Raw genomic sequence first — 23037 nt, 5'->3', positions numbered from 1 at the left:
ATGGCTGAAATCAAGAACTACTCCCTGAACTTCGGACCGCAGCACCCGGCAGCACACGGCGTGCTGCGCTTGGTGCTGGAACTGGATGGCGAGGTCGTACAACGTGCCGACCCGCACATCGGGCTGCTGCACCGTGCCACCGAAAAGCTGGCAGAGCACAAGACCTACATCCAGTCCTTGCCCTACATGGACCGTCTCGATTACGTGTCCATGATGTGCAACGAGCAGGCCTACTGCTTGGCCATCGAGAAGATGCTGGGCATCGAGGTGCCGCTGCGCGCGAAGTACATCCGAACGATGTTCGGCGAAATCACGCGCCTGCTGAACCACCTGATGTGGCTGGGTTCGCACGGCAACGACTGCGGCAGCTCCACGATCCTCATCTATACCTTCCGTGAGCGGGAGGACTTGTTCGACATGTACGAGGCCGTTTCTGGCGCTCGCATGCACGCGGCCTACTTCCGTCCGGGAGGCGTGTACCGGGACCTGCCGGACAGCATGGCCCAGTACAAGGTCAGCAAGATCAAGAACGCCAAGGCTATCGAGGAGCTCAACCGTAACCGCCAGGGTTCGCTGCTGGATTTCATCGACGATTTCACGCAGCGCTTCCCCAAGTGCGTAGACGAGTATGAGACCCTGCTGACAGACAACCGGATCTGGAAGCAGCGTACGGTGGGTATCGGCGTGGTGCCGGCTGAGCGCGCGTTGAACCTGGGCATGACCGGCCCGATGCTGCGCGGCTCGGGCATTGCATGGGACCTGCGCAAGAAGCAGCCGTATGACGCTTATGACCGTGTGGACTTCGATGTGCCGGTCGGGGTGACGGGCGATAGCTATGACCGCTATCTCGTTCGCGTGCAAGAGATGCGCGAGTCCAATCGCATCATCAAGCAGTGCGTCGATTGGCTCAGGGCCAACCCCGGCCCCGTCATCACGGACAACCACAAGATCGCGCCGCCCTCGCGCGAGGCCATGAAGTCCAACATGGAAGAGCTGATCCACCATTTCAAGCTCTTCACGGAAGGCTTCCGCGTGCCGGCCGGCGAGGCTTACGCGGCCGTTGAGCATCCCAAGGGGGAGTTCGGTATCTACATGGTGAGCGACGGTGCGAACAAGCCCTACCGCCTGAAGATCCGCGCACCCGGGTTCGCGCATCTGGCCACACTCGACGAAATGGCGCGGGGCCACATGCTGGCCGATGCCGTGGCCATCATCGGCACCATGGATATCGTGTTCGGAGAGATTGACCGATGATTACCGAAGCGACCAAGCAACGTTTTGCCCGCGAAGTGGCGAAATACCCCGCAGACCAGAAACAGTCTGCGGTGATGGCGTGCCTGTCCATCGTCCAGCAGGAACAGGGCTGGGTCAGCGCCGAGAGCGAGGCCGTGATCGCCGAGTACCTGGGCATGCCCCAGATCGCCGTGCATGAGGTCACCACGTTCTACAACATGTACAACCAGCAGCCGGTGGGCAAGTACAAGCTGGCCGTCTGCACCAATTTGCCGTGCCAGCTGCGCCGTGGGCAGGATGCGCTGCACCACCTTGAGAAGAAGCTGGGCATTTCCATGGGCGAAACCACCGCCGATGGCCTTTTCACCTTGCAGCAATGCGAATGCCTGGGGGCCTGCGCTGACGCGCCCGTGATGCTGGTCAATGACCGCAACATGTGCAGTTTCATGGACGACGACAAGCTCGACCAGATGGTGGATGGCCTGCGCGCTGCGGAGGGCAAACAATGACCACGGCTGCACAAGTGCTGTCGCAGTTTCAGGCGACGGGCGTACAGACCTGCTTCCATGACCGCCATATCAATCCGCAGATCTATGCGGGCTTGAACGGCAGCAACTGGAGCCTCAAGGATTACGAGGCCCGGGGAGGCTACCAGGCCCTGCGCAAGCTGCTGGGCAAGGATGGTGGTGAAGGCCTGACCCAGGACCAGGTGATCGCCACCATGAAGGAATCCGGTCTGCGCGGCCGTGGTGGTGCGGGCTTCCCGACTGGCCTGAAGTGGAGCTTCATGCCGCGTCAGTTCCCTGGCCAGAAATACTTGGTCTGCAATTCCGACGAGGGGGAGCCGGGCACGTGCAAGGATCGCGACATCCTGATGTACAACCCGCACATCGTGATCGAGGGCATGATCATCGCGGCCTACGCGATGGGCATCTCTGTGGGCTACAACTACATCCACGGCGAGATCTTCCAGGTCTACGAGCGCTTTGAAGCGGCGCTGGAAGAGGCGCGCGCTGCGGGCTATCTGGGTGACAACATCCTGGGCAGCAGCTTCAGCTTTCAGCTGCATGCGCACCATGGCTTTGGGGCGTATATCTGCGGCGAGGAAACGGCGTTGCTGGAATCGCTGGAAGGCAAGAAGGGCCAGCCGCGTTTCAAGCCCCCATTCCCGGCCAGCTTTGGCCTGTACGGTAAACCCACCACGATCAACAACACCGAGACGTTCGCCGCGGTGCCGTGGATCATCCGCAATGGCGGTCAGGCATACCTCGAGTGTGGCAAGCCCAACAACGGTGGCACCAAGATCTTCTCGGTGTCCGGCGACGTAGAGCGTCCAGGCAACTATGAAGTGCCCCTGGGCACGCCATTTGCCAAGCTGCTGGAACTGGCGGGTGGCGTGCGCAAGGGTCGCCAGCTCAAGGCGGTGATTCCGGGCGGTTCTTCCGCTCCCGTGTTGCCGGCGTCCATCATCATGGAATGCACGATGGACTACGACTCCATCGCCAAGGCCGGCTCCATGCTGGGCTCGGGCGCCGTGATCGTGATGGATGACTCCCGCAGCATGGTCGAGAGTCTGCTGCGCCTGTCGTACTTCTACCAGCACGAGTCCTGCGGCCAATGCACCCCTTGTCGCGAAGGCACGGGTTGGCTATGGCGGCTGGTTCACCGCATCCAGCACGGCGAAGGCCGAGCCGACGACATTGCCTTGCTGGATGATGTGTCTGTGAACATCATGGGGCGCACCATCTGCGCACTCGGCGACGCGGCGGCCATGCCGGTGCGCGCCATGATCAAGCATTTCAGGCCCGAGTTCGAAGCGAAGATCCAAGCCAAGAACCAAGCTGTTTCCCAGAAGGCCTCTGGCTGATCGAGAGAAGACAATATGGTTGAAATTGAACTCGACGGACAGAAGGTGGAAGTTGCCGAAGGCTGCATGGTGATGCACGCAGCCGAGAAGGCAGGCACCTACATTCCGCATTTCTGTTACCACAAGAAGCTGTCCATCGCCGCCAACTGCCGCATGTGCCTGGTGGACGTCGAAAAGGCGCCCAAGCCCATGCCGGCCTGCGCCACTCCGGTCACGCAGGGCATGATCGTGCGCACCAAGAGCGACAAGGCCATCAAGGCCCAGAAGTCGGTCATGGAGTTCCTGCTCATCAATCACCCGCTGGACTGCCCCATCTGCGATCAGGGCGGCGAGTGCCAGTTGCAAGACCTGGCCGTGGGCTATGGCGGTGACTCCTCGCGCTACGGCGAGGAAAAGCGCGTCGTCGCGCACAAGGACGTTGGCCCGCTGATCTCGATGGAAGAGATGAGCCGCTGCATCCATTGCACCCGCTGCGTACGCTTCGGCCAGGAAATCGCCGGCGTGATGGAGCTGGGCATGGTCAACCGCGGCGAGCACTCGGAGATCACCACGGTGATCGGCGACACGGTCGATTCGGAGCTTTCCGGCAACATGATCGACCTGTGCCCGGTGGGCGCACTCACCAGCAAGCCCTTCCGCTACAGCGCCCGCACCTGGGAGCTGTCGCGCCGCAAGTCCGTGAGCCCGCATGACTCCACGGGTGCCAACCTCATCGTCCAGGTCAAGAACCACAAGGTGATGCGCGTCGTTCCGTTCGAGAACGAGGACGTCAACGAATGCTGGCTCGCCGACCGCGACCGCTTCTCCTACGAAGCCCTCAATTCGCCCGACCGCCTGACCCGTCCCATGCTCAAGCAGGGCGGGCAGTGGAAGGAAGTTGACTGGCAGACCGCGCTGGAGTACGTGGCCAACGGCCTGCGGGGCATTCAGGCCGAGCACGGCGCGCACGCCATCGGCGCGCTCGTCAGTCCGCACAGCACCGTGGAAGAACTATTCCTGGCGGGTGCGCTGGTGCGCGGGCTGGGTAGCGACAACATCGACCATCGCCTGCGCAACGCCGAATTCGGCAGCGCGGAAGGCGTGCGGTGGCTGGGCACCTCGATTGCCTCTTTGAGCAAGCTGCAGTCCGTGCTGGTCGTGGGGTCGAACCTGCGTAAGGATCATCCGCTGTTTGCACAGCGAATTCGGCAGGCAGCCCGCCATGGCTGTGCGGTGAGTGCTATCAATTCAATAGTATCCGATTGGGCCATGCCCGTGGTCCATACCCGCGTCGCGCCTGCCAGCGGCTGGGGCACGGCGCTGGCCGAGGTGGCTGCGGCCGTTGCCGGGCACAAGGGCGTGTCCGCGCCCGTGCCAACGGCGGCCATCGGTGACGATGCGCGTGCCATTGCGGCGTCGCTGCTGGCCGGGGAGCGCAAGGCCATCCTGCTGGGCAACGGCGCGGCTCACCACGCCCAGGCGTCGGGTTTGCTGGCACTGGCGCAGTGGATCGGCGCGCAGACGGGGGCCACGGTCGGTTACCTGACCGAAGCGGCCAATACGGTCGGCGCGCAGTTCGTCGGCGCGCAGCCGCAAAAAGACGGCCTGAACGCAGCCCAGATGCTGGGCGGCAAGCTCAAGGCGGCGCTGCTGCTCAATGTGGAGCCGGTGCATGACTCGGCCTTGGGTGTCGCGGCCGCGCAGGCTTTGTCCAAGACCGACATGGTCGTCACCCTGAGTCCCTTCAAAGCCAATCTCGAATTCAGCGACGTGCTGCTGCCTATTGCACCGTTCTCCGAGACATCCGGCAGTTTCGTCAATGCGGAAGGCCGACTGCAGAGCTTTCATGCCGTCGTCAAACCTGCCGCTGACGCCCGCCCTGCATGGAAGGTGCTGCGTGTGCTTGGCAACCTGCTGGGATTGCAGGGCATGGACTACGAAACCTCGCAGGACGTGCTGTCCAGCGCCATGGGCAAGCCTGCGGGCGAATCGGCGTGCGATGGCACGCAGCTGCCAGCCGAACGCCTGAGCAACGCCACCAAGGCCGAGGCCGGGTTGTCTGCGGGCGAGTGCGGTGAACCCGTCGTGGCCGCCATCTACCAGCTCGACAGCCTGGTGCGCCGCTCACCCTCGCTGCAACTGACGGCCGACGCGCGTGCGGCACGTGAAGGAGTCGCCGCATGATCGACGCAATCTACAACGGCGGCCTGAATCTGGTGGCTGCCCCATGGTGGACGGGCGCAGCCTGGCCCGTTATCTGGAACCTCATCAAGATCGTCTGCGTTGTGTTGCCGCTGCTGGGCGCCGTGGCCTACCTGACGCTGTGGGAGCGCAAGCTGCTGGGCTTCATGCAGGTGCGGCTCGGCCCCAATCGCGTGGGCCCTTTCGGCTTGCTGCAGCCTATTGCTGATGCGCTCAAGCTGTTGACCAAAGAGCTGATTCAGCCCACGGCGGCTGCGAAGGGCCTGTTCTATCTCGGACCGGTCATGGCCATCATGCCGGCGCTGGCCGCCTGGGTGGTGATTCCCTTCGGCCCGGACGTTGCACTGGCCAATGTCAACGCAGGCTTACTGCTGGTCATGGCGATTACCTCCATCGAGGTGTATGGCGTGATCATTGCGGGCTGGGCGTCCAACTCGAAGTACGCTTTTCTGGGTGCCTTGCGGGCTTCGGCCCAGATGGTCAGCTACGAGATCGCCATGGGCTTTTGCTTCCTGGTCGTCATCATGGTTTCGGGCAGCATGAACCTGACCGAGATCGTGTTGAGCCAGGGTAGGGGCATGATGGCGGGCATGGGGCTGGACTTCCTGTCATGGAATTGGCTGCCCTTGCTGCCCATCTTCATGGTTTATCTGATTTCGGGTGTGGCCGAAGTGAACCGTCACCCGTTCGACGTGGTGGAAGGCGAAGCGGAAATCGTGGCCGGCCACATGGTCGAATACTCTGGTATGGGCTTTGCCATCTTCTTCCTGGCCGAATACGCCAGCATGTGGTTGGTGTCCATTCTGGCGGTGGTGATGTTCCTGGGAGGCTGGCTGCCGCCCGTCGATGCCCTGAGCTTCATCCCCGGATGGATCTGGCTGGGGCTCAAGACCTTCCTGGTGGTCTCCATGTTCATCTGGATTCGCGCGACATTCCCGCGCTTCCGTTACGACCAGATCATGCGTCTGGGCTGGAAGATCTTCATTCCGGTCACTCTGGTGTGGCTGGTGATCGTGGGCGGCTGGTTGCTGTCGCCCTGGAACATCTGGAAATAAGCGGGGACATCCATGGCTGCTGTTGCTGCTTCTGCATCCTTTTCCATCAAGGATTTCATCAAGAGCTTCATGCTCTGGGAACTGGTCAAGGGCATGGCCCTGACGGGTCGTTACGCCTTTCGCCGCAAGGTGACTGTGCAGTTCCCTGAAGAAAAGACACCGCTGTCACCACGTTTTCGCGGCCTGCATGCTTTGCGTCGTTATGAAAACGGCGAAGAGCGCTGCATTGCCTGCAAGCTGTGCGAGGCGGTTTGCCCGGCGCTGGCGATCACCATCGAGTCCGACGTGCGTGACGATGGCTCCCGCCGCACCACGCGCTACGACATCGATCTGACGAAGTGCATTTTTTGCGGTTTCTGCGAAGAAAGCTGTCCTGTGGACTCCATTGTTGAAACGCAGATCTTTGAGTATCACGGCGAGAAGCGCGGTGATCTGTATTTCACCAAGGACATGCTGCTGGCTGTTGGTGACCGCTACGAGCCCGAGATTGCTGCCGCCAAAGCGGCAGATGCCAAGTACCGTTGATCGGGTACCAGTACAACGTCTGAACTTTTGAAAAGACCCGATTCATGGACGCCAAGACCGGTTTCTTCTACTTATTCTCGGCAGTGCTGCTTTATGCAGCCTTCCGGGTGATTACGGCGCGCAACCCTGTGCATGCCGTGCTGCATTTGATTCTTGCCTTTTCGCAAGCTGCCGGTATCTGGCTCTTGCTGAAGGCGGAGTTTTTGGCCATCACATTGATCCTGGTTTATCTGGGGGCCGTGATGGTGCTGTTCCTGTTCGTCGTGATGATGCTGGACATACGCATAGACGCGGTGCGCAGGGGCTTCTGGAAGCATTTCCCGGTGGCCGCCCTCATTGGCGCCATCGTGACGTTTGAAATGGCGGCTGTGCTGATGACGGGCTTTCGTGGCATGGAGGAGCCCAAGGCCATCGCGGACGTGATGGTCAATGCGGCGGGGCAAACCGTGCCGTACTCCAACACCAAGGCTTTGGGCAAGCTGCTCTATTCCGAATACCTGTACCCGGTCGAGGTGGCAGCCGTCATTCTGCTGGTGGCGATGATCGCGGCCATTGCCCTGACGCTGCGCCAACGCAAGGACTCCAAGGCCATCGACCCCGCCGAGCAGATTCGCGTGCGCGCCGCTGATCGCGTTGTCATGATGAAACTACCGGTGACCGAGCAACCGGCCGCAGAGGCCGTACCCGCACCCGCTGCCGAGGAGAAGAAGCAATGACACCGACGCTGGGCCACTTTCTTTCACTGGGCGCCATGCTGTTTGCGATGGCGGTGATCGGCATCTTCCTGAACCGCAAGAATCTCATCGTCTTGCTGATGGCGATTGAGTTGATGCTGCTCGCGGTGAATTTCAACTTCGTCGCGTTCTCGCATTACCTGGGGGATATGCACGGACAGGTATTCGTGTTCTTCATTCTCACCGTGGCGGCCGCTGAGTCCGCCATCGGCCTGGCCATCCTGGTGCTGCTGTTCCGTAACAAGTCCAGCATTGACGCGGAAGACCTCAACACCCTCAAGGGTTGACGGGTCACCGGTATTTGCAAGGTTCTCAAGAATGAGTCAAACCCTTTCTGCTTCGATGCTGCTTGCGGTGCCCCTGGCGCCTCTGGCTGGCTCCGTGCTCGTCGGCGTGTTCGGTACCGCATTCGGCGGTAACTGGATCGGCCGCCGCCTTTCCCACTCCCTGACCATTCTGGGGGTGCTGGTCGCCTTCGTGCTGTCCGCCATGACGCTCAAGAGCGTCATGCTGGATGGCGCGGGTTTCAACGAGACGATCTACACCTGGATGGTCGTGGGTGGCCTGAAGATGGAGGTCGGTTTCCTGATCGACAGCCTCACGGCCATGATGATGTGCGTGGTGACCTTCGTGTCCCTGATGGTTCACATCTACACCATTGGCTATATGGAAGAAGACGACGGCTACAACCGCTTCTTCTCCTATATCTCCTTGTTCACCTTCTCCATGCTCATGCTGGTCATGAGCAATAACCTGCTGCAGCTGTTCTTCGGCTGGGAAGCCGTGGGCCTGGTGTCGTACCTGCTGATTGGCTTCTGGTACAACAAGCAGACGGCGATCTTCGCGAACATGAAGGCATTCCTGGTGAACCGGGTGGGGGACTTCGGGTTCATCCTTGGCATCGGTCTGATTGGCGCCTACGCGGGTTCTTTCAACTACGCAGAGATCTTCGCCAAGGCCAATGAACTCGCGGCAATCGGCTTCCCCGGCACCGACTGGATGTTGATCACCGTGATCTGCATCTGCCTGTTCATCGGCGCCATGGGCAAGTCGGCCCAGTTTCCGCTGCACGTCTGGCTGCCGGATTCGATGGAAGGCCCCACGCCCATTTCGGCGCTGATCCACGCAGCGACCATGGTGACCGCCGGCATCTTCATGGTGGCGCGCATGTCGCCGTTGTTCGAGCTGTCCGATACGGCCCTGAACTTCATCCTCGTCATTGGCGCCATCACCGCGCTGTTCATGGGCTTCCTGGGCATCATCCAGAACGACATCAAGCGGGTGATCGCGTACTCCACGCTGTCCCAGCTGGGTTACATGACGGTGGCCCTGGGCGCGTCGGCCTACTCCGTGGCTGTGTTTCACCTGATGACCCACGCCTTCTTCAAGGCGCTGTTGTTCCTTGGCGCGGGCTCGGTCATCATCGGCATGCATCACAACCAGGACATCCGCTGGATGGGTGGCGTGCGCAAGTACATGCCGATTACCTGGATCACCTTCCTGCTGGGTTCGCTGGCGCTGGTCGGTACGCCGTTCTTCTCGGGCTTCTATTCCAAGGATGCCATCATCGAGGCGGTGCACTTCAGCCAGCTGCCGGCCGCCGGTTTCGCACATTTCGCCGTGCTGGCCGGTGTGTTCGTGACGGCGTTCTATTCATTCCGCGTGTATTTCCTGGTTTTCCATGGCAAGGAACGCTACGACCAGAATCCCGACGCCCACCACGACGATCATGGCCATGGGCATGGTCACGATGCCAAGCCGCACGAGTCGCCTTGGGTGGTCTGGCTGCCATTGGTGCTGTTGGCCGTTCCGTCCGTAGTGATTGGTGCCATGACGCTGATGCCCATGCTGTTCGGTGACTTCTTCAAGGGCGTGATCCACGTCGATGCCGCGCGCCACCCCGCCATGGCGGAGCTGGCCAAGACCATCCACGGCTGGATGGAAATGGGCATGCACGGATTCGTTGCCGCGCCGTTCTGGTTGGGGCTGGCGGGAGTTGCTCTGGCCTACTACATGTACATGGTCAATCCGGCCCTGCCGACCGCCATCAAGCGGGCTTTCCAGCCGGTCTATACGTTGTTGGAGAACAAGTATTACCTCGACTGGCTCAATGAGAATGTCATTGCCCGGGGCGCACGCTGCCTGGGTACCGCCTTGTGGAAGGGCGGTGACCAGGGAGTGATCGACGGCGCTATCGTGAATGGTTCGTGGAAGCTCGTCGGTCGCATTGCCGGACTGGTGCGCTGGTTCCAGTCGGGTTACATCTACCACTATGCGCTGGTCATGATCCTGGGTGTGTTCGCACTCATGACGTACTTCGTCTGGCTCAACAAGTAGAGGGAAAACAAAAATGGGTTTGTTGAGTCTTGCCATCTGGGTACCCATCGCATTCGGTGCCCTGTTGCTGGCGTTGGGGCGCGATGAGCATGTGAGGGTGGTGCGCTGGCTGGCGCTCATTGGTGCGTTGGCGGGATTTGCCGTCACCCTTCCGCTCATCAGCGGTTTCGACAATGGCAGCGCTGCCGCGCAGTTCGTCGAAAAGGCCATGTGGATTGAACGATTCAACGTTCATTACCATCTTGGCGTGGATGGGATTGCATTCTGGTTCGTGCCGCTGACGGCCTTCATCACGGTGATCGTCGTGATTGCCTCCTGGGAGGCGATCACGGAGCGGGTGAACCAGTACATGGGTGCATTCCTGATTCTGTCGGGGTTCATGGTTGGCGTGTTCAGCGCCATGGACGGCTTGCTGTTCTATGTGTTCTTCGAGGCCACGCTCATCCCCATGTACCTGATCATTGGTATCTGGGGCGGGCCGAACAAGATCTATGCGGCCTTCAAGTTCTTCCTGTACACGCTGCTGGGCTCGCTGCTGACGCTGGTGGCTTTCATCTATCTGTACAACCAGTCGGGCGGCAGTTTCGATATTGCCACCTGGCACAAGCTGCCCCTGTCCAGCACGGCGCAGACCTTGCTCTTCTTCGCATTCTTTGCGGCGTTTGCCGTGAAGGTGCCGATGTGGCCCGTGCATACCTGGTTGCCCGATGTGCACGTCGAAGCCCCGACCGGTGGCTCGGCAGTGCTGGCGGCCATCATGCTGAAGCTGGGGGCCTATGGCTTCCTGCGCTTCTCGCTGCCGATTGCTCCCGATGCCTCCCATGAATGGGCATGGCTGATGATCGTCCTGTCGCTGGTGGCCGTCATCTACGTGGGGCTGGTGGCGATGGTGCAAAAGGACATGAAGAAGCTGGTGGCCTATTCATCGGTTGCGCACATGGGTTTGGTCACCCTCGGGTTCTTTGTGTTCAATGACATGGGCGTATCTGGCGGCCTGGTGCAGATGATTGCCCACGGGTTCGTCTCTGCCGCCATGTTCCTGTGCATTGGAGTGCTGTATGACCGCGTGCACTCCCGTGAGATCGCGGCCTACGGTGGCGTGGTCAACACCATGCCCAAGTTCGCGGCCTTTGCGCTGTTGTTTGCCATGGCCAACTGCGGCTTGCCGGCGACGGCAGGGTTTGTGGGTGAGTGGATGGTGATCATCGGCGCCGTGAAGTTTGATTTCTGGGTGGGCCTGGGCGCTGCCACGAGCCTGATTCTGGGGGCAAGCTACACCTTGTGGATGTACAAGCGCGTCTATCTCGGCCCCGTCACCAATGACAACGTGCGTGGTCTTGTGGACATTAACGGGCGTGAATTCCTTGTCCTGGGCCTGCTGGCGATTGCCGTGCTGTACATGGGCATCTATCCCAAGCCCTTCACGGATGTGATGGATGCCTCCGTGGCCGACCTGCTCAGGCATGTGGCGCAATCCAAGCTCAACTGACCAGACTGAATTGAGAGAAACGAGATGATTGACAACATCAGCTGGCTGGCGATTTACCCTGAGATCGTGTTGCTGGTCATGGCTTGCGTGATAGCACTGGTGGATCTTGGCGTAACCAGCACGCGTCGCACCGGCACTTATGTGCTCACCATGCTGACCCTGGCGGTGGTAGCCGCCTTGCAGGCCATGTATGCCACCAGCGGCAATACCTTTTATGCCTGGGGCAACATGGTGGTCAGCGACGCCATGGGTAACTGGCTCAAGTGCTTTGCCACCGTGGCCGTGATGGTCGTGCTGGTTTACGGCCGCCCCTATGCTGCGGATCGTGACATGTTGCGCGGTGGTGAATTGTTCACGTTGACCATGCTGGCCCTGCTGGGCATGTTCGTGCTGATTTCGGCCAACAATTTCCTGCTGATCTACCTGGGTCTGGAGCTGATGACGCTTTCCAGCTACGCGCTGGTAGCCATGCGCCGCGACAACACCACGGCGACCGAAGCCGCCATGAAATATTTTGTGCTGGGTGCGATGGCCAGCGGCTTCCTGTTGTATGGCTTGTCGATGCTCTACGGTGCCACAGGTTCGCTGGACATCGGCCAGGTGTTCAAAGCCATCAACGCAGGGCAGATTCGCCACCAAGTGCTGGTTTTCGGGCTGGTTTTTGTGGTGGCTGGCCTGGCCTTCAAGCTGGGTGCCGTTCCTTTCCACATGTGGGTGCCTGACGTTTACCAGGGTGCGCCCACTGCCGTAACGCTGTTCATCGGCAGTGCTCCCAAGCTGGCGGCCTTTGCCATGGTGATGCGCCTGCTGGTGGACGGCCTGCTACCGCTTGCTATCGACTGGCAGCAGATGCTGGCAGTGCTGGCCATCGGGTCGCTGCTGGTGGGCAACCTTGCGGCGATCATGCAGACCAACCTCAAGCGCATGTTGGCGTACTCCACCATCTCTCAGATGGGCTTCGTGCTGCTGGGCCTGATGTCGGGTGTGGTGCATGGCAACGTGGACGCCACCGCTGTGGAGAACGCCTACAGCTCCGCCATGTTCTACGTGGTGACCTATGTGCTCACCACGTTGGCGGCCTTCGGTGTGATCCTGCTGTTGGCGCGCGAAGGTTTTGAAAGCGAAGAAATTTCCGACCTGGCCGGTCTGAACCAGCGCAGCCCGCTGTACGCAGGCGTGATGGCCGTGTGTCTGTTCTCGATGGCCGGTATTCCGCCGCTGGTCGGTTTCTATGCCAAGCTGGCCGTGCTGCAAGCGCTGGTTGCGTCCGGGCAGGTACTGCACATCGCCTTGGCGGTATTCGCCGTCATGATGTCGTTGATCGGCGCGTTCTACTACCTGCGCGTGGTGAAGGTGATGTACTTCGACGCACCATTGACTGCTACCAGCGTGTCCGCACCGTTGGACGTGCGTGTGGTGCTGACCATCAATGGCGCTCTGGTCCTGGTCCTGGGACTGCTGCCGGGTGGGCTCATGGCCCTGTGCGCCGATGCCATCGTGCGCGCCCTCGCCACCTGACCGGGCGTCGCGGCTGCCATGACCCAGACGGGGGCCATCTGGCTGGTAATTTTGGCCGCCCTTGTGGCGGCCAATCTCCCTTTCATCAATGACCGGTGGCTGGTCGTCGGCGCACGTGCCCGGGAAGGCAAACCCTTCTTCGTCCGCGCGCTGGAATTGGTGTTGCTGTACTTCCTGGTCGGTGGTCTGGCGTTGGCGTTCGAGAAACGGGCAGGGCAGATTGCGCCCCAGGGCTGGGAGTTCTACGCGGTCACCGGGGCGTTGTTCGTGACGCTGGCATTTCCGGGGTTCGTCTACCGCTACCTGATGCGTCGCCGCGACCGCAGTGCCGCCGAGGACTGATGAGGGTTGGCCTTGAAGGTACTCGACCTGCTGTGTTCGCTCGACCACACGTTTGAAGGCTGGTTTGCGAGTGAGGGCGACTTTCACAGCCAGCAGGCGCGTGGCCTGGTGCAGTGTCCGATGTGCGGGGACTCGCAGGTGCGCAAGGGGGTCAGCGCTCCCCGCTTGAACCTGAGCACCGGAGCTTCCACATCGCGGGAAGCCACTGCGACGGTTCCCGCTCCCGTTCCGCCAGAGGGGGTATCTGCCGCCTTTCAGACCGCATGGCTTGCCATGGCGCGCCGGGTCATGGCGCAGACCGAGGACGTGGGAGACCGCTTCGCATCCGAGGCACGCCGCATGCACTACGGCGAGACGGAAGAGCGCGGCATACGCGGCCAAGCGACGCCCCAGGAAACCGCCGAGCTGCTGGATGAGGGTATTGCAGTGTTGCCGCTGGCGTTGCCGCAGGCAGCGAAAGAGCCTCTGCACTAGGGTTCTGGCTCTGGCTGGCTCTAGCGCGTCGGCGCCGCCCCCCCACTTTCCCTTCAACGCGAGAACTGCAGCGCTGCCAAGCGGGCATAGACGCCGCCCTGATGCAGCAAGTCCTCGTGCCGCCCCTGCTCGACGATGCTTCCATGGTCCATGACCACGATGCGGTCCGCATGCTGGACGGTGGCCAGCCGGTGGGCGATGACCAGGGTAATACGTTGGCGGGAATGCTGGCGAAGCGCGGTGTCCAGCGCAAGCTGCACGGCACGCTCGCTGTGCGCGTCCAGGGCGCTTGTGGCCTCGTCCAGGAGCAGTACGGGGGCGTTCTTCAGCAGCGCGCGGGCTATGGCAATGCGCTGGCGTTGGCCTCCTGAGAGGCGCACGCCATGCTCGCCGAGAAAGGTGTCGTACCCCTGCGGCAGCGCGTCGATGAATTCATGGGCAAATGCGGCGCGTGCTGCCGCTTCCACGGCGTGCCGGCTCGCCTGCGGATCGCCATAGCGGATATTGTCCAGGGCCGATGCGGAAAAAATCTCGGCGTCTTGCGGAACCACGCCAATGTGGCTTCGCAGCACCTGCGGGTCCATGTCGCGCAAATCCACGCCACCCAACGTGATGCGGCCCTCGCTCACGTCGTAGAAGCGTTGCAGCAATTGAAAGACGGTGGACTTGCCGGCGCCGCTGCTGCCCACCAACGCAACGGTTTCTCCTGGCAGCAGGCGCAGGTCGAAGTGGCGCAGCGCGGGTGGCACGGGGCGCGAGGGATAGGAGAAGCCTACGCCCGTGAACTCGATCGAAAGGTCTGTGGCCCGCGGCATGGCGGGCCGGGATGGTGCGGCAAGCGTGGGGCGTGTTGCGAGCAGTTCCATCAGCCGCTCCATCGCACCCGCGGCGCGCAATAGGTCGCCATAGACCTCGCCCAGCACGGCTACGGCACCCGCGAGAAACATCGCATAGAGAATGGTCTGCCCCAGTTGCCCGGCCGACAGCGTCCCTGCAAGGACCGCCTGGGCCCCGAGATACAACCCCCACAGCAACAGCGCGGCGCTGGCAATGATGATGAAGGCCATCAGCGCTGCACGGGCGCCGCTGCGGCGCAGGGCTGCACGCAGCGCACTCTCCGTAGCCGCCGCGAAGCGGGCGGCCTCGCGCGCTTCTGCGGTGTAGCTTTGCACCACGGGAATGGCGCCCAACACCTCTGCGGCGATGGCGCTGGCATCTGCCACGCGGTCCTGGCTTGCGCGTGACAGACGCCGTACACGCCGTCCGATCCACATCGACGGCAGCACGATGGCGACGATGGCCCCGAAGGCGAGCGCCATCACGTAGGGCGTGCTCCAGATCAGCATGCCCAGCGCGCCGGCGCCCAGCACGGCATTGCGCAGCCCCATGGACAGCGATGAGCCCACGACGGTCTGCACCAGTGTCGTGTCGGCCGTGAGGCGCGACAGCACTTCCCCCGTTTGCGTGGTTTCAAAGAACTCCGGGCTCTGCCGCAGCACGTGTGCGTAGACGGCGTTGCGCAGATCTGCCGTGACGCGTTCGCCCAGCCAGCTCATGAGGTAGTAGCGTGCGGCCGACGCCAATCCAAGTGCCACGGCGACCGCGAACAGCACTGCAAAGTGCGTGCGCAAGGCCGGTGCGCCGACGCCTTTTCCCCCGGGGGTGGCTGCGCTAATCGCGCCATCGATCAATTGACGCAGGGCCGTGGGAAAGGCCAGCGTTGCCAAGGCGGCGAGCAGCAGAAACGCCATCGCGCCAGCGAGGTGTATCCGGTAGGGACGCAGGAACGGCGCCAGTTCCCTCATCAGGTGGCGCATGTCCTGGGGTCTTTTCTGGGCGTTGGTGGACCTTGCCATGCGCCTCAGTGTAGGGCGGAAGAGTCGCTGGGTTACGTGGCGCCGAAGCGGTCCATGAACGCCGCTGCAAAGGCCGGGCCGCCACTGAGGGTCAGCGTCAAGGTCACCCATGCCTGGGGCTGGGATTGTGGTCGTGGATGAATTTGCCGTTCGTGGATGTCGAACCCCAGCGCCAGCAAGGGCAACCCGTCGCGCTCGCACTGCAGGTCGTAGTCCCACAGTCCTCCCATCTCGACCGGGCCGCGCAGAGCGCCGAACTCGGTGTGCGCCCAGTCCAGCAGCGCTGTAATCTCCGCCAGCAGCTCGGGCAGGCGTGCCGTGGGCACGCTGGCCACGGCATCCCAGGTGGCCGTGCCTTCCTCATCCTCGCTGTAGTCAAAATCCAGAAAATGCAAAGTCATGCGACAACCCAGCCCTGTGATGCGGGCGCTGTTTCCTCAGGAGAAATCATGCTGAAGGGCCCCGAGCCTATTGCATCCCCGCCCGCGTTGCGGGCCGACGGGATCTGCTTCGGCTTTGCGCAACGGCCCTTGTTCCAGCATTGGAGCGCGGATTTTCCCGCAGGCCTGGTGCTGGTGCAGGGTGGGGATGGGGCGGGCAAGACCAGCCTGTTGCGCCTGATGGCCGGAGAGTGGACGCCGCAGGCCGGGCGGATGCTGCTGCATGGCACGAGCGCGACGCAGCATCCGGCGCAATACCGGGCACAGGTCTTTTGGCGCGACCCGCGTGCGCCGTGGCCGCAGGCGATGACGGCGCAGGACTGGGCCGCCGGGCAGCGCACGCTCCATGCGCGCTGGTCCGAGGAGGACTGGCGCGCCCACGCCGCGGGCTGGGGCATTGCCGGGCATTTGCACAAGGCCATGCACCAGCTTTCCGCAGGCAGCCAGCGCAAGGTGCTGATGGCCGGCCTGGACAAGGCGTCCATCACCTACCTGCTGCAGGCGCTGCAGCGGGAGGCAAGTGCACCCCGCACCCCTGGGCGCGTGTTGGTGGTGGCGCATTACGATGCGTTGGGCGATCTGCCCTGGCGCCACCGGGTGGTACTGCCGGAATAAACTGACGCACCTTTTTCCGCGCCCGCTGGCGCAAGGAGTTGTCGTGGAAGCCCTGCTGTTTGCCCCCGCCGCCGTTGCCATTGCGCTCACGCCCGGCCCCAACAATTTCTGCGGGCTCAACAACGGCATCCGCGCCGGTGTCGCAGCCGCGCTGATCGCGACCGTGGGGCGGGTGGCCGCATTCGCCATTTTCCTCAGTGTCTCGGCCGTGGGATTGGGGGCCATGCTGCTGGCTTCGGAGGCCGCATTCACGGCCGTCAAATGGGCCGGCGCCGTTTATCTGTTCTGGATTGGCTGGCGCGCATGGCGCAGCCGGGAGTTCGGTGGCGCGGCGCTGGTCGAGGGAGATGAGGCACCCGCACCCGCGCGCGCCTCGGTGCGCGCCCTGATGGCACAGGAGTTCCTGCTGGGTATCACCAACCCCAAGGCCATCATCCTCTTTGCGGCCGTCTTCCCGCAGTTCATCGATCCGGCACAGCCCGCGGCGCGGCAGTTCCTGGTACTGGGCAGCATCTACCTGATGGCGGAATTCGTGGCCACAGCGGTGTATGCCACGTGCGGGCGGCAGATCCGCCGCGTGATTCGCACGCAGCGCGGCGTGGTGCGGCTGAACCGTGCCACAGGTGGCTTCTTCATGGGAGCTGGCGGCTTGTTGCTGACGGCCAACCGCTAAAAAAAAGCCGGCCCAGGGGCCGGCTTGCGCGGTGTGCCGCAGGCGCGGGGCCTGCGCAGAGATATCAGACCACGCCTTGCGCCAGCATGGCGTCGGCCACCTTCACGAAGCCAGCCACGTTGGCACCGTTGATGTAGCTCACGCTGCCATCGGCGCGCTTGCCGTATTGCAGGCAGGCGGCGTGAATGCCCTGCATGATCTGGAGCAGGCGCGCATCCACTTCGTCGCGGGTCCACGACAGGCGCATGGCGTTCTGGCTCATTTCCAGGCCCGAGGTGGCCACGCCACCGGCGTTGCTGGCCTTGCCCGGTGCGTACAGCACGCCCGCCTGCTCGAACAGTTTGGCTGCCTCGTTGGTCGAGGGCATGTTGGCGCCTTCGGCCACGCACAGCACGCCGTTCTTGATGAGGGTGCGGGCGTCGTCTTCATGAAGCTCGTTTTGCGTGGCGCAGGGCAGGGCCACGTCCACCTTGACATGCCAGGGACGCACGCCGGCTTCGAACTTCACGCCGGTACGGGCGGCGTAGTCGCTCACGCGGCCGTAATGGTGGTTCTTCACGTCCATCAGGATGGCCAGCTTCTCGGGGGTGAAGCCGTCTTCGTCGATGATGGTGCCGCTGGAGTCCGACACGGTGATGACCTTGGCACCGAGTTGCATGGCCTTTTCCACGGCGTACTGGGCCACGTTGCCCGAGCCGGACACGGACACGCGCAGGCCGTCGAAGCTGCGGCCGCGGGTCTTGAGCATCTCGTCGGCGAAGTACACCGTGCCGTAGCCGGTGGCCTCGGGGCGGATCAGCGAGCCGCCGAAGGCCAGGCCCTTGCCCGTGAACACGCTGGCGGCGTTGTTGGCCAGCTTCTTGTACATGCCCGCCATGAAGCCGACCTCACGGCCGCCCACGCCGATATCACCCGCGGGCACGTCGGTGTCGGGACCCACGTGGCGGAACAGCTCCGTCACGAAGGCCTGGCAAAAGCGCATGACTTCGGCCGGGCTCTTGCCCTTGGGGTCGAAGTCCGAGCCACCCTTGCCGCCGCCCATGGGCAGCGTGGTCAGCGCGTTCTTGAAGGTCTGCTCGAAGGCCAGGAACTTCAGCACCGACAGGTTTACCGAGGGGTGAAAGCGCAGGCCGCCCTTGTAAGGGCCGATCGCCATGCTGTGCTGGATGCGATAGCCGCGGTTGATATGCACATTGCCGTGATCGTCGAACCAGGACACGCGGAACATCACCACCCGCTCGGGCTCCACCAGGCGCTCCAGCAGGCCTTGCTCGGCATAGCGCGGGTTCTTTTCGATGAACGGCCACAGGCTTTCCATGACCTCGGTCACGGCTTGCAGGTATTCGGGCTGGCCGGGGTTGCGCTGTGCAACCTGTTCAAGGAAATGGCCCACGGATTGGTGCTTCATAAGGACTTTCTGCTCAAGGGAAATTTAGCGATGCGGCAATGCAGCATCGAATTATGTCAAAACGACATGTGGTTATGCACCATTTTGGATTTGATGCCCCGCAATGGGACAGGTTTTCGGGGTTGTCGCGCGTTGCTGGTGCGTTTTCTTGCGCGCTTTTGGTGCGAAGTCGACGGCGAATGCCCTGTTGCGCGGGATTGCGCAACGGTTTGACAGGGGCACGGCTGCGCCGCCCTGGGCACCGCCAAAGCAGCGCTGGCAGTGCAAGGCAGTCGGGGAAGAAAGGAATGCCGCTGGGTGGTAGCGGCGTGAGAGGGTGTGTGGATGCGCTCAGCGCCCGCGCAGGAACAGCGCGTCCAGCTCTTTCATGCTGAGTTGGCGCCAGGTGGGGCGGCCGTGGTTGCACTGGTCGGAGCGATCGGTGACTTCCATCTGGCGCAGCAGGGCGTTCATCTCGTCCAGCGTCAACCGACGATTGGCCCGCACGGCGCCATGGCAGGCCATGGTGGCAAGGATCTCGCTCTGCGCGCGCTGCACCACGGTGCTGGCGTCATGGGTGGCCAGCTCGGCCAGCACGCTGCGCGCCAGCTCCACGGGGTTGCCCTGGGCCAGCGTCGTGGGCACGGCGCGCACGGCCAGGGTGCGCGGCGAGAACGGCACGACCTCCAGTCCCAGCTGGGCCAACGTGTCGGCATGCGCCTCGGCGGTCGCCACCTCTTCGGGGGTAGCGGCAAAGGTGGCGGGGATGAGCAGTGGCTGGCTGGCGATGCGTGCACCTTGGTCCACCTGGGCCTTGAGCCGCTCGTACACGATGCGTTCGTGCGCCGCATGCATGTCCACCACCACCAAGCCCTGCGCGCTTTCGGCCAGGATATACACGCCATGGACCTGCGCCACGGCGCGGCCCAGCGGCCAGGTGTGTGCATCCTCGACGGGCGCAGTCGCCATGTCGACGGCAGCCAGTGGAGCCGCGCTGGCGGGCGAGAAGGACGGCGCCGTGGGCGCGCCTGGAGCGACCGGTGCCATGGCGGTGGTTGCCGGCATACCGGGCGGTGGCGCAGCCGTGGATGTGCCCCAGAGTGCTTGTAGGTCAGAGACCTTGTGGCCCGCGCGCTCTTCAAATTTGATAGCTGCTTGCGCTTGCCAATAGGGGGGATGAGCCGGGTTTCTATCTGAATCGCCCACGGATGGAGCGGCAGGCGCTACAGAAGTTGAAGCGGCGGCAGCCGCCAGCGCCTGCGCGCGCGGCGCCGCCAGAGCGTTCTCCACCGCGTGGCGCACGGCCTGGTGCACCTCCCGGCTGTCGCGAAAGCGCACCTCGATCTTGGTCGGGTGCACGTTCACGTCCACACGCTGCGGGTCGATCTGTACGTACAGCGCGTATACCGGCTGCTTGTGGCCGTGCAGCACGTCCTCGTAGGCGCTGCGCGCGGCATGCGTGAGCACCTTGTCGCGCACGAAGCGGCCGTTCACGTAGCAGAACTGCTGGTCTGCACGCGAACGGGCGGCATCGGGCAGCCCGGCGCGGCCCGTCACCGTGACCGCGCCCAGGCGCAGGTGCACAGGAACGGAGTCGCGGATGAAGTCCTCGCCCAGCACGTCGCTCAGGCGCTGCTGCAGGGCCTGCTGGCGTTTGCCCTCGTCCGCTGTGGCAGCGGGGGTCAGGGTGGCGCGCCATTGCTCCACCAGCTTGCCTTCGTGCCAGATGGCAAAGCCCACGTCGGGCCGCGCCAGCGCATGGCGGCGCACGGCCTCGATGCAGTGGGCGAGCTCGGTCGCGTCGGTCTTGAGGAACTTGCGCCGCGCGGGGGTAGAGAAGAACAACTCCTTGACCTCCACGGTCGTGCCACGGCTGCGTGCCGCGGGGCGCAGTTCGCCGCTGCGCGCATCCAGCAGAAAGGCGCTGGCCTGCTGCGCGGTGCGCGACAGCAGTGCCATCTCGGACACCGACGCGATGGCGGCCAGCGCCTCGCCGCGAAAACCCATGGTGGCGACCGACTCCAGGTCGTGCAGGTTGGTGATCTTGCTGGTGGCGTGGCGGCGCAGGGCCACCGGCAGCTCATCCTGCGGGATGCCGCTGCCGTCGTCCTCCACGGCGATCAGGCGTACGCCGCCGGCCAGCAGGCGCACGGTGATCTGGGTGGCGCCCGCATCCAGGGCGTTGTCCACCAGCTCGCGCACGGCAGACGCGGGGCGCTCCACCACTTCGCCGGCCGCGATCTGGCTGATGAGCTCGTCGGGCAGGTCGCGAATGGGGCGCCGGGGCGCGGGGGCGAGGGCGGTGTCGGAAGGCTGTGCGGTCACGCGGGGATTTTAGGTGGCGATGCGACCGCGGGTGCTGTAAGGGTCAGTGGCGGTGGCGGTAGCCGCGGTCGTTGTTGCGGCCGACCTCGTTGCCGATCAGCGCGCCGGCGGCGGCGCCGCCCACGGTACCCAGCGTGGAGCCGAACACCGCGCTGCCCACCAGGCCACCGGCCACGGCGCCGACGCCCGTGCCGATCTGTGCGTTGCTGGGCCGGTGGGCGCAGCCGCCCAGTGCAAGGGCGCCCGTGAGCAGTGCGGCAGTGGCGATCAGGCGGCTGTGGCGGAGGACGGTCATGGCGGTTCCTTTCGGGAAAATGGTCTTGTAATGAGGTGCGGCGCGGTGCTCACGCCGTGGGTGCACTATGGCGCGGCCGTGTGAAGTGTGCCCCGCGGCTTGTTTGCCAATTGCCAACAAGTGTGAGCAATTGCCAATGGTGGTGTGGTGCAACCAGGGGCATTGGGGGCGCGGGTACATTACGGCGCACTTCGCCAACGGGAGGTTTGTGTTTTGGAAGTCTTTGCGTTCCTGATCGATTTCATCCTGCATGTGGACAAGCATCTCGCCGCCTTCGTGGCCAGCTATGGCCCCTGGGTGTACGCGCTGCTGTTCATCATCGTGTTCGTGGAGACGGGCGTGGTGGTGATGCCCTTTTTGCCGGGTGACTCGCTGCTGTTCGTGGTGGGGGCGCTCAGCGGTGCAGGGTTGATGAACTTCCCGCTGGCCTGCGCGGTTCTGCTGGCTGCGGCGATCCTGGGCGACCAGTGCAACTACAGCATCGGGCGCTATTTCGGACCCAAGGTATTCCAGTGGGAAAGCTCGCGCTGGTTCAACAAGAAGGCCTTCGACCAGGCCCATGCGTTCTATGAGCGCTATGGCGGCATCACCATCGTGCTGGCGCGCTTCATGCCCTTCATCCGCACGTTCGCTCCCTTCGTGGGCGGCGTGGCGGCCATGGGGCGGGGCAAGTTCACGGCCTACAACGTCGGTGGTGCGGTACTGTGGGTCGTGGGCATCTGCACGGCGGGGTACTTCTTTGGAAACATGGCCTGGGTGCAGCGGCATCTGGACAAGATCATCTGGGCCATGATCTTCATCCCCGGCCTGATTGCCATCTTTGGCGCATGGCGCGCCGGGCGCAAGGCACAGGGAACTGCGGTTGCTATTGAATAGATAGCTAGTCGCGCTTGCTAGAAGCGCGTTAAGGCCATATTCCATATAAAACGCCACCGCCTCGCGAGAGGGGTGGCGTTCTGCATGGTGAGGCTCTCAGGCGGGCCGTCAACGGCGGCGATCGCGGTCCCGGTCCTCACCCAGTTCGTGGCCGATCAGCGCGCCAGCGGCGGCGCCGCCAATGGTGGCGGCCGTGCCGCCCACGGCGCTACCGAGTGCGCCGCCAGCCACGGCGCCGACACCGGTGCCGATCTGGGCGTTGGTGGGATTGGACGAGCAGCCCACCAGGCCCAGGGCGGCTGCGCAGGCGGCGGCGGAGAGAAGGTGGCGGTATTGCATGGTGGCTCCTTATGGTCAACAGACCCCGGTGTGGGGCCGTGACTCAACTGTCACCCCGCAGGCCCCGCGCCGGTGTAGGCCCGTCTTGCCGGCGCGTGTAGGACGCGGCGGCCCCAGGCCCTAACCCGGTGCGAGACAGATCGTCACCAGCAGCGAGGCGTCCTGCAGCGCCCGCAGCACATGCGGAATGCGCGGCACCAGGTGCAGGAAGTCGCCTTCGCGCAGGGTATGCGACTGCGCGCCGGCCTGGAAAAGCACCTCGCCCTCCAGGCACAGCAGCGTGACCTCACCCGGTGCGTCGTGCTGGTGCTGCTCTTTACCGGCGGGCAGCACCACGCGGATCACTTCCAGCTGGCCGGCCTTGATGAGGGCGCTGGTGGGGGTGTCGTGCAGGCGCGGCCCCAGGGGCCGGAGGCTGACGACTTCGCAGGACTGGGCGTGGGGCAGTGCCATGGCGGTCTCCTGGCCGCCGGCAC

General features: G+C 63.4%; 23 protein-coding genes. 16 read left to right on the top strand and 7 right to left on the bottom strand.

What is annotated here, in order from left to right; all coding sequences use genetic code 11:
• Genes BV908_RS04465 through BV908_RS04405 form a run of 13 tightly spaced genes read left to right on the top strand, consistent with a single transcriptional unit; the run spans nucleotide 1 to nucleotide 13755 of the window.
• Complete coding sequence (locus BV908_RS04465) at nucleotides 1-1254, top strand: NADH-quinone oxidoreductase subunit D (protein ID WP_011804401.1); 1254 nt, start codon at nucleotides 1-3, stop codon at nucleotides 1252-1254.
• Nucleotides 1251-1742, top strand: a complete 492-nt coding sequence (gene nuoE / locus BV908_RS04460; RefSeq protein ID WP_011804402.1) for an NADH-quinone oxidoreductase subunit NuoE — start codon at nucleotides 1251-1253, stop codon at nucleotides 1740-1742. Before BV908_RS04465 ends, nuoE begins: the two co-directional genes overlap by 4 nt.
• Nucleotides 1739-3100 (top strand): NADH-quinone oxidoreductase subunit NuoF, encoded by a 1362-nt coding sequence (gene nuoF, locus BV908_RS04455; protein ID WP_103737348.1) that lies wholly within the window; start codon nucleotides 1739-1741, stop codon nucleotides 3098-3100. The genes nuoE and nuoF overlap by 4 nt, the downstream gene beginning before the upstream one ends.
• A gap of 15 nt (nucleotides 3101-3115) precedes the next feature.
• A complete protein-coding gene (gene nuoG / locus BV908_RS04450) occupies nucleotides 3116-5263 on the top strand; it encodes an NADH-quinone oxidoreductase subunit NuoG (protein WP_103737347.1) in 2148 nt (715 codons plus the stop codon).
• Nucleotides 5260-6336 carry an NADH-quinone oxidoreductase subunit NuoH gene (gene nuoH, locus BV908_RS04445; RefSeq protein ID WP_103737346.1) on the top strand — a complete coding sequence of 359 codons (1077 nt, stop codon included), beginning with the start codon at nucleotides 5260-5262 and terminating at the stop codon, nucleotides 6334-6336. Before nuoG ends, nuoH begins: the two co-directional genes overlap by 4 nt.
• 12 nt (nucleotides 6337-6348) lie before the next feature.
• Nucleotides 6349-6861 (top strand): NADH-quinone oxidoreductase subunit NuoI, encoded by a 513-nt coding sequence (gene nuoI / locus BV908_RS04440; protein ID WP_103737345.1) that lies wholly within the window; start codon nucleotides 6349-6351, stop codon nucleotides 6859-6861.
• A 44-nt stretch (nucleotides 6862-6905) separates the two neighbouring features.
• Nucleotides 6906-7577, top strand: coding sequence for an NADH-quinone oxidoreductase subunit J (locus BV908_RS04435; RefSeq protein ID WP_103737344.1), 672 nt, complete (start codon nucleotides 6906-6908; stop codon nucleotides 7575-7577).
• The gene (nuoK, locus tag BV908_RS04430; RefSeq protein ID WP_103737343.1) at nucleotides 7574-7882 is read left to right on the top strand and encodes an NADH-quinone oxidoreductase subunit NuoK; all 309 of its coding nucleotides are present in this window, start codon (nucleotides 7574-7576) and stop codon (nucleotides 7880-7882) included. The genes BV908_RS04435 and nuoK overlap by 4 nt, the downstream gene beginning before the upstream one ends.
• 31 nt (nucleotides 7883-7913) lie before the next feature.
• Nucleotides 7914-9932, top strand: a complete 2019-nt coding sequence (nuoL, locus tag BV908_RS04425; RefSeq protein ID WP_210433992.1) for an NADH-quinone oxidoreductase subunit L — start codon at nucleotides 7914-7916, stop codon at nucleotides 9930-9932.
• Nucleotides 9933-9945: 13 nt separating this feature from the next.
• Nucleotides 9946-11421, top strand: a complete 1476-nt coding sequence (locus BV908_RS04420; RefSeq protein WP_103737341.1) for an NADH-quinone oxidoreductase subunit M — start codon at nucleotides 9946-9948, stop codon at nucleotides 11419-11421.
• Nucleotides 11422-11445: 24 nt separating this feature from the next.
• Nucleotides 11446-12939 carry an NADH-quinone oxidoreductase subunit NuoN gene (gene nuoN, locus BV908_RS04415; protein WP_103737340.1) on the top strand — a complete coding sequence of 498 codons (1494 nt, stop codon included), beginning with the start codon at nucleotides 11446-11448 and terminating at the stop codon, nucleotides 12937-12939.
• Between the two features lie 18 nt (nucleotides 12940-12957).
• Nucleotides 12958-13281 (top strand): DUF2818 family protein, encoded by a 324-nt coding sequence (locus BV908_RS04410; RefSeq protein WP_103737339.1) that lies wholly within the window; start codon nucleotides 12958-12960, stop codon nucleotides 13279-13281.
• A 12-nt stretch (nucleotides 13282-13293) separates the two neighbouring features.
• The gene (locus tag BV908_RS04405) at nucleotides 13294-13755 is read left to right on the top strand and encodes a DUF1178 family protein (protein WP_210433991.1); all 462 of its coding nucleotides are present in this window, start codon (nucleotides 13294-13296) and stop codon (nucleotides 13753-13755) included.
• Nucleotides 13756-13808: 53 nt separating this feature from the next.
• On the opposite strand, the gene BV908_RS04400 is transcribed toward BV908_RS04405, so the two are convergent.
• Nucleotides 13809-15611, bottom strand: a complete 1803-nt coding sequence (locus BV908_RS04400) for an ABC transporter transmembrane domain-containing protein (protein WP_103737337.1) — start codon at nucleotides 15609-15611, stop codon at nucleotides 13809-13811.
• 32 nt (nucleotides 15612-15643) lie between these two features.
• Entirely contained in the window at nucleotides 15644-16012 is a 369-nt protein-coding gene (locus BV908_RS04395; RefSeq protein ID WP_103737336.1) for a hypothetical protein, read from the bottom strand.
• A 48-nt stretch (nucleotides 16013-16060) separates the two neighbouring features.
• Between BV908_RS04395 and BV908_RS04390 the strand changes: the two genes are divergently transcribed.
• Both BV908_RS04390 and BV908_RS04385 read left to right on the top strand, forming a co-directional pair.
• Complete coding sequence (locus tag BV908_RS04390) at nucleotides 16061-16666, top strand: ATP-binding cassette domain-containing protein (RefSeq protein ID WP_103737335.1); 606 nt, start codon at nucleotides 16061-16063, stop codon at nucleotides 16664-16666.
• Between the two features lie 43 nt (nucleotides 16667-16709).
• Nucleotides 16710-17339, top strand: a complete 630-nt coding sequence (locus tag BV908_RS04385) for a LysE family transporter (RefSeq protein WP_103737334.1) — start codon at nucleotides 16710-16712, stop codon at nucleotides 17337-17339.
• 64 nt (nucleotides 17340-17403) lie between these two features.
• Here the strand turns inward: BV908_RS04385 and gdhA are convergent, their stop codons facing one another.
• The 3 genes from gdhA to BV908_RS04370 form a co-directional block, all read right to left on the bottom strand.
• Nucleotides 17404-18747: an NADP-specific glutamate dehydrogenase gene (gdhA, locus tag BV908_RS04380; RefSeq protein ID WP_103737333.1), complete on the bottom strand. Its 1344-nt coding sequence runs from the start codon at nucleotides 18745-18747 to the stop codon at nucleotides 17404-17406.
• A gap of 330 nt (nucleotides 18748-19077) precedes the next feature.
• Nucleotides 19078-21051: a DNA mismatch repair endonuclease MutL gene (gene mutL / locus BV908_RS04375; RefSeq protein WP_103737332.1), complete on the bottom strand. Its 1974-nt coding sequence runs from the start codon at nucleotides 21049-21051 to the stop codon at nucleotides 19078-19080.
• 43 nt (nucleotides 21052-21094) lie between these two features.
• Entirely contained in the window at nucleotides 21095-21346 is a 252-nt protein-coding gene (locus BV908_RS04370) for a glycine zipper 2TM domain-containing protein (RefSeq protein ID WP_011804420.1), read from the bottom strand.
• 213 nt (nucleotides 21347-21559) lie between these two features.
• Here BV908_RS04370 and BV908_RS04365 point away from each other — a divergent pair, with 213 nt between their 5' ends.
• Entirely contained in the window at nucleotides 21560-22222 is a 663-nt protein-coding gene (locus BV908_RS04365; protein WP_015912629.1) for a DedA family protein, read from the top strand.
• 108 nt (nucleotides 22223-22330) lie between these two features.
• On the opposite strand, the gene BV908_RS04360 is transcribed toward BV908_RS04365, so the two are convergent.
• Nucleotides 22331-22561 carry a glycine zipper domain-containing protein gene (locus BV908_RS04360; RefSeq protein WP_015912630.1) on the bottom strand — a complete coding sequence of 77 codons (231 nt, stop codon included), beginning with the start codon at nucleotides 22559-22561 and terminating at the stop codon, nucleotides 22331-22333.
• A gap of 120 nt (nucleotides 22562-22681) precedes the next feature.
• Nucleotides 22682-23014 (bottom strand): cupin domain-containing protein, encoded by a 333-nt coding sequence (locus BV908_RS04355; RefSeq protein ID WP_103737331.1) that lies wholly within the window; start codon nucleotides 23012-23014, stop codon nucleotides 22682-22684.
• Nucleotides 23015-23037: the final 23 nt, after the last annotated feature.

Source organism: Diaphorobacter sp. LR2014-1 (genome assembly GCF_002916785.1).
In the GTDB taxonomy this organism is placed as follows: domain Bacteria; phylum Pseudomonadota; class Gammaproteobacteria; order Burkholderiales; family Burkholderiaceae_C; genus Diaphorobacter; species Diaphorobacter nitroreducens.
The sequence above is the reverse complement of the archived record's forward strand: the minus strand, read 5'-3'. Positions and strand labels throughout refer to the sequence as shown.